Genomic DNA, 12708 nt, shown 5'->3' on the forward strand with positions numbered 1-12708 from the left:
GGATGGAAGGGAGAGTGCTGCTTATGGCGGGTTTACCTCCGACGAGGAGATTGCAGAGCGACATGAGGCTATAAGAGAGGCGTTTTTAAAAAGAGCCGAAGAAAAAAGCAATGACTGTCCTCCCAAATGTCCGCAAAAGCCAATGCAAGCCGATGCAACTGGAAGGGTCAGACCTGTAACTCCACAAATGGCCAATGATGGTGTGCAGCTCCCAGACGTTGAAGAAGCAAAATTGTCGAATGCAGATTCTAAGTTGCTTCCACATGAGCAAGCGGGCGTTGAAGGTGTATCGCTAGGGTTACGATTGGCTGGGAGCGAAATTGCATTAGTCAAAGTTTTGCGGGGTGCTGGCCTGGCTGTAAATGCCGCTAAGACGGGAAGTAGAGTATTTGAAGTAGGTTCATATAATACTCTTAGAGAGGTTGAAGCAGGATTGGATGCTCATCACGTGTGACAAAAAGCATTGATGAGTAAGTTTATTCCAGGTTATAATCCGAGTGCAGCTCCATCAATTTTAGTACCCAAACTAGGACACACTCAAGGTGCAGGTGTTTTATCAAGAGGCACATCAAGTTTTTCAAATGCACGTCAAGTGTTAGCACGAGATATTTTTGAATTAAGACGCGTTTATCCAAAGGTTCCTAATAGCTCCTTGCAACAATTAATTCAAATGAATAAAACAATGTATCCGGGAGCTTTCATAAAATAATAATTATGAATTATACAGAATTAATAGAAGAAAAATATGCCGAAGCAGTTAAAGGCATTAAAGAAGAATGGGTTAATGAACCAAATACAAAATGGTATAAATATGTAATTGGACTTCCTATTCAACTGCAAATTTGTTATTTAATTGTTGTGTTTCATAATCAGATTTTTAATGGAGGGTTTCATCAATATTTTGTGAATGGTTATGGACAGTTTGCAAAAGAAACTATTAACGCACTCGAAACAATAGGTGCTTTGAAAAAAGCTGATTTATTACAAGAGGCTTTGAAAATTGTAAATTCTAAAAATTATAAAGATGATACTTTTAGAAAGAAGTTATTAGAAAAACAGATTCCACAACTATTTTCTAAAGATGATTTATTTGAGCCTTTGGATAATTTGGATAATAGTTATTATACTGATGACGATGAGGATATCGAATCATTATTAGGAAGCTATTAGAGAAGCAAGTAAGGGGGAAACTCAAACTGTTTATCGTGTTTTTGGTGGGGATGCAAGAGCACAAGGTTTTTCTTGGACAACTGTTGATCCAACATCTGTAAAGAACTTTAGAAACCTTGCAGGATTACCCTCTGGAGGAGCAAGCGGTGCAATTAATACTGCTGATTTTATGATAAAAGGGAAAGTGAATATTAATAACATAATAAAATCTCGTTTAGAATTACCATTAGATGGGAACATTGGGGGATTGCCTGAGCTTATCATAAACCCCAAGAATGTTAAGTTAATTGAGTTTAACGTACAAAAATCTTGAATAACAATTGATAATGGATAACCGATATAAGGGAATGACTGTAAATGAGCGGTTGTATATGAGCGGACTACTGGAAGAGTTTGACTTCGCTGTTAATGAGAAAAATATTGAAAAAATTATATTTATTCTAAAAAAATAGAAATTACGGAGGGTTTTTCGATTGAGCCAATGTTCAGAGAACTTGGTCTAGTATAATGATTATAGAATAAAAGAAGTATTAGACAAGTAAGTCAAATAGAGCCAAAGCCCCGAAAATTTTTTCGGAGCTTTGGCTGTTTACGGAATAAAATTAAAAATCTGTTCGAGTTCTTTGTCGGTATGGCAGCAACAATCCTATCAGGTTTATCGACCCGGATGGAAGGGAGAGTGCTGCTATGGCGGTTCTACCTCCTATGAGGAGATTGCCGAGCAACATGAAGTGATCAGAGAGGTAAAAAGTAGTGAGAAAAGCTGGGTTCAACAGATCCTTGATTATTTGGGGATTTTTGCCCAACCGGAATCAGAAGAGGAAGCCAGAGAGTATGCTTCCAGACAAGAGAGGTTCACCAATGCTTCGGATTCCTATGTAAAAGGTGTAGAGGAGTTGATGGACAAAGTGGAATATGTTCCAGTTTTAGGTGGGATATCCAATATAAGTGAGGGGGCTGTCAAAAAGGACAATACGCAGGTTGTCTTAGGAATGGCATCGATTATTTTGGATGCATTGCCAGGTGGGAAAGCCGCTAAGGGGGGAACAAGTCTTTGGACATCAACAAGTAAATTGAGTTCTGTAAAAAATGCTTTTGGACATTGGAAGAAACACGGAGCAGAATTTCCGGAGTTTTTAAATGCCAAACAGTATGTAGAAGGCGCTAAGAATTTTATGCACAATTCACCAGCAGGAACTTTAATGAAAACAAGAGCCAATGGCGATATTTTAAAATATCATCCGGGAACAAATACATTTGGTGTTATCGATGCATCAGGTGTTCCAAGAACTATGTTTAGACCTACGGACGGTATGAAATATTGGTTAGGGCAATAAATTAATATAGAAATGAGTGACCATAATTGCAGAGTTTGCGGACTATATATTGACGACTTACCTTGGGGTGAAGACGGTAATTGTCCTACTTATGAAATTTGCCCTTGTTGTGGTGTAGAGTTTGGCAATGAAGATTACACAATAGAATCAACAAAACGATACAGGGAAAAATGGATAAGTGAAGGCGCAAATTGGTTTGAGCCAAAGGAAAAGCCTGAAAGGTGGGATAAAGAAGAACAGTTTAAAAACATTCCACAAGAATTTGCATAAAGCAAAGCCACCGATTAGGTGGCTTTGCTATTTATTAAAAGCTTTTTTAGTCTTGTAGTTCTGTATAACCTGGAAATTACGGCGAAACTGACCACCTGATTTCAATTTGGACTGACCAGGCCATTTCGGCCTAGATTGACCACCCTATTTCTCTTTTCATCAGCAAGTTACGCGGGATGACGTAAATCGTAACTGGTGGTCAATCTACCCCGGAACGAGGTGGTCAATGGCACCGTATTCTCCACGTTCAGCACCCTGTCGGATTCCATCTTATTGATATAAGCCATTACTCCTTCCCTGAAAAATCTTTTGGCGAAAAAACGGTCTGGCCTCACTGTAATAACGATAATCCTTAATTTAGGGTCGAGCTTGAGTACTTGGGTTATAATTCCCAGCTCATCGGTTTCAGGCATGTTTAAATCGGTTAGCAGCATACTGAAATTCAAAGTTTTGATCTTCTCTATGGTCTCACTTCCGTTTTTGGCAAACTCAATAGCGGTGTTAAAGCCAAGTATCTCCTTTACGACGAGCTGAGGCCCTTTTCGCACAAGCTGATGGTCGTCTGCAATGAGTACAGAGTGAGTCATTTGTTCATCGGTGGTAGTCTGAATTAGGTCTATTTATCAACAGAAATGTACTATTTTGTATGCAAATCTGCAACACATGTGTGATCCTTATTTCCTTCTCAACCATTTTTCAACCTACTAGCATCAACCAAATATTACATACAATCCGTTAAAGTATTACGCTCGGCAATATTTTCCGAGCATACTGTTGCTCATCATCAGTTCGCTGATAGAGGAAGGTTTACTTTTCAGCCCTCCTGGTATCCGGGAGGGCTGTTTCTAATTTTGAATGATTATAGAACCATAATTATCCAGTTCCCAGGTATTACCCGGGAACTGTTTTGTTGTTAAGGTATTCGATTTGATGAAAATCTGGAAATACTACCGATTGCAAACATCATACACCCTGTCTGATCAACTGCAGACCTACAACAGCGGGACGTTAAATAAAAGCTCAGTGCCTTTGTCGGAAGATGAAATTTCCATTGTTCCATTGATTTCCGTTACACGCGCTTGTAGGGAAGCGATTCCTAATCCTTTTCCGATGTCGATATTAGCGGTGTTAAAGCCGCGGCCATTGTCAGCCACCTGTAATACAACTACGCCTTCATCCTGGTAGATAAAAAGTTTCACCCTATCCGCTTTAGCGTGTTTGAGTATATTGGCGACTGCCTCCTGAATGATCCTTAATAATTGGATGCGGGTCTGTACAGGCACACCTTTCGTGCATTCATCGTCAATTTCTATCGTTTTTTCATAGTCGGAATCAGCAAGTGCCAAGCTCACAATTTGCCTGACACGGTCTGAGAACAACGTTTTGTCTTTGTTGTAGCCCTGGAAATACCAGTCATGACTTTTTGAACGGGTGGAGTTATATGTATCCTGGGCTATTTCTAAAAGCCTCGAGAGTCTAACCTTCGCCTGATTGTCACGTTCATGTAACATTTGGCTATCTATGGAATTGATAAGATAAACTAACCTGCCAGCAATATCGTCATGAAGTTCCATGCCCAATTTTCTCTGTATTTCATTCGCATGCGATTCAAGCTCAGCAATCTGTATTTGGGTTGATTCATTGAGCTTCTCAATCCGGCGCGCCGCTCTTCTTTTGTTAATTTTCAAGAGCTGAGAAAATGCAATCACTGTTGCGATCAGCACGGTTGCAATGCCAAATATGAGAAAATTCCGCTGTGTTATTTTCACTTGACCGGCCATAAGTTTCTCGCGGGCATGCTCGGCAACAAGGTGAGCATACATGTTATTGTTGATGTCGGCTATCCTGATGTCGGTTACGGAGTCTTTGATTGCATATGCTTTTGAAATGTTTTCATACGCAGTCTTGTAGTTGGATTTTGCCTCTTCCAGCTTTGCTGCATATTTTAAAACCCTTGTTCCGTCCAGATATTGAAGTTGATTAGGTTTAGCATCTGCGGCTCGATAGAGTGCAAGGAAATACTGAGCACTGTCTATTTGATTTTGCTTGATGTAGTAGTCAATTAACCTACCCAATACTATTCCCTCGAAGGCATGTTTGAAAAACGGCACAATTACTTTTTCGTTGGAAACGATGGTGACGTAGGCTGAATTCAGATAATCTGCCCGTAATTGGTCTTTACCTAGAAATTTTGCAGCGTCAGATTCTATCAGGTAAAATGATAGTTGACATTGGGTAAATTTCCCTTTGTCTGAAATCGTTTGACTTTTCAACCTGAATAAAAGATTTCGCGCGATATCCCGGGACTCGAGCACTTTGCCGATATTTTTGTCAAACGCATACAGGCCAATTGCGTGTTTTAAAATGATGAAGGCATTGATGCAGGTATTAATATTAAATGACCCTTTCGCAACCGAATCCGGCAATGTTTTCAAAAAAGGGATAACGTTATTGAGGATTTCTATACGTTTGTCATAGTTGTTGTAATCTCCATCGCCGTAAATCGCAAGCAGCTGTCTAGGTTGGTTTAGTGAATTAATATATGGCTTTATCATTTTTAACTCTTCCTCCATTTTTTGAAGGTAGTATATCGTATACCCGTCCTGATGTAGGCTTGCAGTGTGGTTGGCGAGAAATGCGTAGTATCGGACCCTGAATTTTTGGAATTTCTGATTGCTCCAAGCTATATTCTTATATTTGGAAAGCTTGTCTTTTAGACCAGGATTCTTAAAGGATAGCTCGGTAAGGGCTTGTGCGCGTTCTAAATACACGGTGTCTTCAATCCTCCTTGAATCGTGCAAGTTTTTTATCACTTCCCATTGCTCATCTTTGGGCCATGAGTTCTGTCCAAAACATCTTCCAGTAATGACCAAGAGTATAACAAGAGAAGAAAATCTTGTCAACATCCCCGCATAATGGATAAGATAAGGAGTATCGACGAGCTGCATTGTCCCGTCTATGTAGGTTGCAAGAAAACCTTGAGGAATAGGACTCCGTTTCCGCATTAAAGGACTTCGCATCTAAATCAAATTGTTGTTAATCACGTATCTCACAAGCTCTACCGTTGAGTGAAGGTCTAGCTTCTGCATGATACTTCTTTTGTGCGTCATAACTGTGACGGGGCTAATAAAAAGCATGTCGGCGATTTCCTTTGTCCTTTTACCAGTTCCGATGAGGATAAGTACCTCCTGCTCCTTATTTGTCAGTCCTTTATTTTGACCTGAGAAAATATGATCTGCCAGTTTACCTGAAAGATCTGCGCTTACAAATTTCTTTCCGCTCATGGTATATGCAAGGGCCTGCTTGATTTCAGCCGAATTGACAGACTTGCTCAGATATGCATTGGCACCTGCTGCCAAACAGTTCCTGATTGCATTTGTATCCGTAGAACTACTGACAATCATGATGATCAGGTCCTTATAGTTTCGGCGGCAAAATGCGATAAAGTTCATCACATTTTGTCCTGGCATATTCAAGTCTGTGATTAAGATACCGTAGCTGGCTTTTTTGAAAGCCGCTTTTGCGGTATCGATGGTTGAGAAAATATCAACCGTCGTACCGGGCGGAAGCATCTGAATCAATATCCCGCTAAAGCCCTCTAAAAACAGAGTATGATCATCAACCAGCATTATACGGCCTGCTGATTTGTTGCCTTTGGTATACATAAAATGAAACAAATTTTAGCAAAGGTACAGGAAATTAACGGCTGGCTGTCTACTATAAATATAGTAGACAGCCCATCGGTTTGTATAGGGAAAAATGCTCACTGCTGATTATTTCCCGTATGAAGTTTAAGGTAGATTTTTGCATCAACAAAATCCATCCTTTGGGCAAGGTGAAATCGAAATATCATATACAGTTTATAATTATCAATGAAATTAATTGCCATTGTTGATATATATCCAATTGTAAGGGTTGGGCTGCGACAATTCGTGGCAGATAATTTTAATGATTTCCTTATGATTGAATCGGATAATATATCACAATTCGCAGGGATCAATATCGATAGAACTCCTGACTTGTTTATCATCGGAAACACAAAAGAGTTGTTTAATTCAGCGTGCAATACAATTAAGAAAATATTAAAAAAAAGCAAAACAGCTAACGTAATACTCTTTGATGATAGCCCAAATCATTTGAGGATAATTCGGGCTTTCAAAGCTGGAGCAAAGGGTTACCTTTCGAAGCACTCAGACATTGACGAGCTTGTTAAATCTGTCTCGAATGTTAGTGAGGGGCGATTTTATATATGTCCGGACGCATTGCACATGATCTTACCGAGCTATAATCCAACTTCATTTATTTCAAGAGGAGGGGGTAATTGGTTATCATCGAGAGACTATGACATTGCAAACTTACTTGCTAGTGGTTACACGCTGTCATCCATTTCTAGAAAAATGGATATTTCTGTCGCGACTGTACGTAGAGCAAGATCAAGAATATTTAAAAAACTCAATATTGTAAAAATTGAAGAATTAAATGACTCGCTCAGAAAATATTCTTTAAAGGTATTTGAGAATTAATGAATAGTGAATTTAATGCTTTGGAAGTTGTAACAGCAACTGTGGATGTCTGGCCAAACGATTCGGATACTTTTAATGATAATAGAGGCTTGTAGTTGCACAATTTATTATGCTGCACACAAAACCTGGACCCTTGTCAAAAAAGAATATACACATTTATGAATCTAACAAGATGACAATTGGACTTATCGACAATTTCCCAATTGCCTTGAGAGGGATGAGTGTTTTACTAGGTGTCCATTTCCCGGGGGTAAGACTGACGACTGCAATTCGAGTCTCAGAATTTGGGCAACTATCTCACACGTTTCATGCCGATCTCATCATCCTGGGGGTTAATGATAATCGGCTGTTTGAATACGTTTCCTGTATTAAGGAATGTAGAAAAGCGTTTCCGTTTGTGCCGTTGATCGTCTGTTGCGAAAAATACATTCTCGGTATGTCATCAACTTACTTTCAAGAGGGGGTAAGGGGACATCTCTTGAAGCAATGTGGAGAAGAGGAGATTTTGGAATGCATCAGGGCTGTTCTGCAGGGCAAGCTTTTTCTATCGGCTGCTCTACATCAGCTGAGTTTACAAGGACATGAAGGTCTAAAGCCCCTAAGACTGGAAGTCTTCGCAAATAGCGGACTCAATCGCCGGGAGCAGGAGGTGGCCTCTTACCTTATTCAGGGGGAAAAAACTTCAACTATTGCCATACTACTTCATAAATCCAGACGTACAGTTACCGCAATTAAAAGGGACATCCTGCGAAAACTGAACATTGTAAATGTCGTCGAGCTGTTAAGAATATTTAATAACCCTTCCCAAATCCGCTAATACAGCCTGTTCCTCACTTTTGTCACACACTATTCATAGTATGAGTTTGTCATTTTGTTAACTAAAATTCTTTTTATGCGAAAGATTTTACAGTACTTTTTACCGGTACTTCTTGTTCTCCAAGTCGCCTGCTTCAACTATTTAGAGGCGCAAAACTGCTCGATCAATGCAGGGGTAAATGCCAGCATTTGCCTTGGAGCGCCAATCACACTGGATGGTAGTCTTGGCGGCCCTTCCAATGCTTCCACCGTCCAATGGTCGCTGATTAGCCAGCCCGCCGGAGCAAGCACTGTTATTTCAAACACTAACAGCCTGTATACAACGGCGGGAACGCCTACCATTATCGGAGCCTATACTTTCAGGCTCAGCGCTACTTGCGGTGATAATGTCGAAACCCAGGATGAAATAACCATTACTGTCAACCCTGTACCAAGTATACCAACTCAATCCGGTCCCTTTGATTTTCCGTGCTATGACGGTACACCAATAATTCTGACCGGCAGTGCTCCAACGGGTGGTGAAACAGTATCGTGGGAAACGATTGGGGGGAATCTGGGTAGTTTCGGATCGTCTACGTCGGCGAGTACTACATTTACTCCGAAATTCCCCTTGGATGAATGTTCAAATGTTCCTTATTCAATCACGATAAAATATACTATATCAAACGCGAGTGGGTGCGAAAGATCTGAGACACGCACATATAGTTTTTCTAGAAGTTATCCATTGGCAGCAGCGGCGGTTCCCACTCCGGTTTGTGGTTCAGGTACTATGTTAAAAGGAAGTTGTCCAGGCGCTGGTACGGCATTATGGAGCACCGTAAGCAAACCGATAGGTGCGCCTGATCCAGTATTCTCATCAGCGTCTTCCAGAAATTCATACGTGGGCAGTCTGGTCCCAGGAAGTTACATCTTCAGGTATACGCTATCAGGCGGCTGTAATTCTGGATCAGTTGATGTAAACGTGGATGTAACTGGTGGGTCCGGCGTATCAAACGCCAATGCTGGACAAGATCAGTATTTCTGTAATTCACCGGGTATGGCTTCGCTCGCGGGCAGCAGTCCCGCAGTGGGAGAGACAGTAACGTGGTCGATGCTTTCAGGAGGCACAACAGTGAGTTTTGGCAGTCCGAACAGTGCCAATACAACTGTTTCAGGGCTTTCTGATAGCGGTGCTCCGTATCATTTTCTTTATAAGATTAATAACCCGGGTGGATGTAGCAGCATTGATACCGTTGCGATATACGTCTATCCTAAGCTGGAACTCACCAATACCGGATATTCAATTTGTCATAGAACCGGCGTAGTCAATGCTGTGGGGGATGTAACCTTTGGCTCTTATGGATACAAGCAGCTTGATTCTGTTCAGGCCAGTATAACTTACCTGTCCGGCCCATTAAGTAGCGTTGATGGTGGCTGGTCGGTCGTAAGCGGTACAGAAGATGCTCCAATACCTGTAAATGTTACTCTTGGAGGAACGGTGACTGTCATGCTTGCTGGTGACTCTGGCAGTACGCCACTTTATGTACCGGGGCTAGCTAATCCTGAGTCAGGCCTATATTCAATTGAAAACTACTTCTTTCTGTATAATGTCGGTACCTACAAGTTTCGTGTATCCTATACCACTAAATGCGGTACTTTCGAAACTATTGTAACGGCAACTAGGGGTTACATGCCGGCAGCTGGAGTAAATGCTGGTACGGATGTTGCTTTGCCATGTGCTGCAACCACGGCCACTTTGGCGGGAAGCATACCTGACGGGGCTGGTAACAATTATGGTTTATGGAGAACAGTACAGATGCCTTCCGGTGCCACGGATCCCATCAACGGCAATAACCAAATGTTGCGCAACCCTTCCTTGGCAGGACTGGTCAATGGCACTTACATATTCAGGTACGCTAATAATCCCGGGCCGAATTGCGGGCTTGTGACCGACGATATCAAAGTGGTCATCTCCTCCACGCCCCCCCCGAGCCCCAATGCGGGAACGGATGAAACGCTGTGTGCTGGAACTATCAGTTTGGATGGTTCGGCAATTCCATCTACTGCCCTTGGATCGTGGTCGGTTGTTTCGCCGACGGGCGCTGCTGTTACGTTTTCTGACTCAACTATTGCGAATCCACAAGTGTCTGGATTGCTGCCTGGGACGAATTATATATTTAGGTATACATTAACCAATGGGTGTGGATCTTCATCAGATGATATAGCAATAACTACCTTGCCAAGTTCTTCGCCAGTTAAACCTATGGTCTCATTTGTTTCAGGAAGTAACTGTGGCGTTTCGAATCAAAGTTTCCCTTCAACCTTTGCTGTGGGGGTCAACCATACGGCACCTTCCGCAACCCAGACAGGGAGCTGGACTGTGGTTGCTTCTCCTGCAAGTGCGTTAACGAGTTATTCCGTGTCGCCTGTTAATTCGGGAAGAGACAATATAACGTTAAGTCTTTCTGGAGAAGCTTCTGTCAGCTTTATCTATTGCCTTACGGAGAGTACCTGTGCGGCACAATCGGTGTGTGATACAGTTACCCGACTCTATAAAAAGTCGACCAATATTGTGAACGCAGGTCCCGATCAACAGTTGTGCTCAATAGCAAGCTATCCGGCCTCTATAAGTTTAACAGGGACCAGCACAGCCCTAAGCACAGAGTGGTCATTGACATATAGTTCTAACGGGCAGCCGGTAACCATTAATACTCCGGGTGCAAACAGTACCACTGTTTCACTTCCTGCGGATGGAACTTACAGATTTCAGTATACCTATTTAAGTACAGATCCGTCCTGTGCTCCATTGACCGATTACGTTGAAGTAAATACATCAACCGGAGGTTCGATTGCATTGGCAGGAGATGATATCAGTTTCTGCGACCCGACGGGTACAAGTGCCCTGAATGCAACAGCCCTGACAAGCGGAACAGGTCAATGGCAGATAGAACAGGTCTTTTCAGGGGGCACTCCAGCCATTAGCAATATTAACTCGCCTACATCTTCAATTACCTTTACCCAGTCGGGTTCAGTTATGCTACGATGGAGTTCTTTTGGCAGCAACGCTGATTGCGGTCCTTCAAGTAGTGACTTAGTTATGGTGACTTATATTGCCCCAGCTAAGGCAGGTAACGATCAAAGTCTTTGCGAGAGCACCTCTTCGAATCTAAATGCCCAGAACGCGTCGCCAGGGACCGGCTCGTGGATTCAGGTGTCGGGACCCAATACTGCAGGTTTCGGAGATGCATCAAGTAATCAAACAATTGTTTCTGGATTGATATCCGGCTCCTATACGTTTCGCTGGTCGGTAACGGGCCCCTCGGGTTCGTGCGTGACTTCGGATGATGTTGTGGTAACGGTAAGTTCGGGTAACCCACAGGCCGACGCGGGTGTTGATTTCGAATCATGTAGCTCCGGATCCAAGGAAATCCGGCTGAATGCAACCGCTGCCCCTACCGGATCAACAGGTACTTGGACTGTACAGAGTTTTCCTGCCGCTGCAAGTGCCGGATCGTTCTCTAACCAAAATAATCCGAAGGCTATTTACAATGGCGTAACTACTCCCGGAACCTACGTCTTTGCCTGGACGATCGATAACGGTATTTGTTCGAGCACAGACTTTTTAACTGTTACCGCCGGCACAGATTCCTGTCCACCAATGCCTGTCAAATTAATTTCCTTCAATGCAAAGTCAGAGGGGGCTGTTGTGAATCTCTCTTGGACTGTTGCAGATGAAGTGGCATTCAAAAATTACGAGGTAATGCATAGCTTAAATGGAAGATTGTTTAGCACTGTGGGTGTCGTCGACGGTGAAAACCAAGATGCATATAGTTTTGTGCATACTACTCCGATTCCAGGTGAAAATTACTACCGTTTAAAAATGAATGACGACGATGGGACTTTTAGTTATAGCAAAATCAATTTTGTCAAATCGGGTACAGTTACGGAGGTAAGCGTTTATCCAAACCCCGTAAAATCATTTGTCAACATCAAGTTCCTACAAAGTCAAATTGGACAGCAGGTCAAGATCGAACTTTATAACACGTTGGGGCAAAAGGTTGTAACTAAGAGTCTTATTGTTACCAACTTGGAACAGACATTGCCGGTGAATCATCTGACTTCTGGGTATTATGTGCTAAAATTGCTGACTGAGAGTGGTAAATATGATCAAAAGAAAATTCAGATCGCACCCTAGATATTTTATACCCAACGGTCCGCTTTCAACATCTCCTATCGTCAACATTTCAGGGAAAGGCAAAATTCGGGTGGATATGGTCTTTGCCGCAGGGTCACAAAATGGGGCGGATAACATAAGATATTCGGTTCAGAAGGTGGTTGATGCCTGTCCTACCACGTTCAGGGGTTCGGAACACGATGTGCTGGTAACGAAACTGACCGAAAACTCAATTTTTTTCGATGTCCGTGTATGGACGCTGAGCGAAAACTATTGGGCAACTTATTACGATGTCCACGAAGGAATAAGCCGTCAATTCGCAACAGATGGCATTCAGGCCCCAAAACCAGCTGAAATAAGCGTAGCACTTAAGCAATAAAGGCCTGGAAATTTGAGTATGAACCGGGATATAATCCTGGCTGAATAAAATCAACAACTG

At 42.2% G+C, this 12708-nt stretch carries 12 protein-coding genes; 9 read left to right on the plus strand and 3 right to left on the minus strand.

The window, feature by feature from the left end; translation table 11 throughout:
- Positions 1-142: 142 nt before the first annotated feature.
- The 5 genes from FXO21_RS28990 to FXO21_RS18610 all read left to right on the plus strand — a co-directional run bounded on the left by FXO21_RS28990 (position 143) and on the right by FXO21_RS18610 (position 2777).
- The gene (locus FXO21_RS28990) at positions 143-454 is read left to right on the plus strand and encodes a hypothetical protein (protein WP_225865751.1); all 312 of its coding nucleotides are present in this window, start codon (positions 143-145) and stop codon (positions 452-454) included.
- Positions 455-466: 12 nt separating this feature from the next.
- Positions 467-709, plus strand: coding sequence for a hypothetical protein (locus FXO21_RS18595; protein ID WP_225865752.1), 243 nt, complete (start codon positions 467-469; stop codon positions 707-709).
- Between the two features lie 5 nt (positions 710-714).
- Positions 715-1170, plus strand: a complete 456-nt coding sequence (locus tag FXO21_RS18600; RefSeq protein WP_149641489.1) for a DMP19 family protein — start codon at positions 715-717, stop codon at positions 1168-1170.
- A 581-nt stretch (positions 1171-1751) separates the two neighbouring features.
- A complete protein-coding gene (locus FXO21_RS18605) occupies positions 1752-2507 on the plus strand; it encodes a hypothetical protein (RefSeq protein WP_149641490.1) in 756 nt (251 codons plus the stop codon).
- Between the two features lie 12 nt (positions 2508-2519).
- The gene (locus tag FXO21_RS18610) at positions 2520-2777 is read left to right on the plus strand and encodes a hypothetical protein (RefSeq protein WP_149641491.1); all 258 of its coding nucleotides are present in this window, start codon (positions 2520-2522) and stop codon (positions 2775-2777) included.
- A gap of 167 nt (positions 2778-2944) precedes the next feature.
- Here FXO21_RS18610 and FXO21_RS18615 read toward each other — a convergent pair whose 3' ends face one another.
- The 3 genes from FXO21_RS18615 to FXO21_RS18625 form a co-directional block, all read right to left on the minus strand.
- Positions 2945-3364, minus strand: a complete 420-nt coding sequence (locus tag FXO21_RS18615) for a response regulator transcription factor (protein WP_149641492.1) — start codon at positions 3362-3364, stop codon at positions 2945-2947.
- A 405-nt stretch (positions 3365-3769) separates the two neighbouring features.
- Complete coding sequence (locus tag FXO21_RS18620) at positions 3770-5725, minus strand: sensor histidine kinase (RefSeq protein ID WP_192579244.1); 1956 nt, start codon at positions 5723-5725, stop codon at positions 3770-3772.
- Between the two features lie 72 nt (positions 5726-5797).
- Complete coding sequence (locus tag FXO21_RS18625) at positions 5798-6442, minus strand: LuxR C-terminal-related transcriptional regulator (RefSeq protein WP_149641494.1); 645 nt, start codon at positions 6440-6442, stop codon at positions 5798-5800.
- A gap of 207 nt (positions 6443-6649) precedes the next feature.
- Between FXO21_RS18625 and FXO21_RS18630 the strand changes: the two genes are divergently transcribed.
- The 4 genes from FXO21_RS18630 to FXO21_RS18645 all read left to right on the plus strand — a co-directional run bounded on the left by FXO21_RS18630 (position 6650) and on the right by FXO21_RS18645 (position 12648).
- Complete coding sequence (locus FXO21_RS18630; protein WP_149641495.1) at positions 6650-7300, plus strand: LuxR C-terminal-related transcriptional regulator; 651 nt, start codon at positions 6650-6652, stop codon at positions 7298-7300.
- A 133-nt stretch (positions 7301-7433) separates the two neighbouring features.
- Positions 7434-8117 (plus strand): response regulator transcription factor, encoded by a 684-nt coding sequence (locus tag FXO21_RS18635; protein WP_192579245.1) that lies wholly within the window; start codon positions 7434-7436, stop codon positions 8115-8117.
- Positions 8118-8192: 75 nt separating this feature from the next.
- Complete coding sequence (locus FXO21_RS18640; RefSeq protein ID WP_149641497.1) at positions 8193-12290, plus strand: T9SS type A sorting domain-containing protein; 4098 nt, start codon at positions 8193-8195, stop codon at positions 12288-12290.
- Positions 12259-12648, plus strand: coding sequence for a mechanosensitive ion channel family protein (locus tag FXO21_RS18645; RefSeq protein WP_225865753.1), 390 nt, complete (start codon positions 12259-12261; stop codon positions 12646-12648). Before FXO21_RS18640 ends, FXO21_RS18645 begins: the two co-directional genes overlap by 32 nt.
- Positions 12649-12708: the final 60 nt, after the last annotated feature.

The sequence above is a fragment of the Dyadobacter sp. UC 10 genome, from assembly GCF_008369915.1.
Taxonomy (GTDB): Bacteria; Bacteroidota; Bacteroidia; order Cytophagales; family Spirosomataceae; genus Dyadobacter.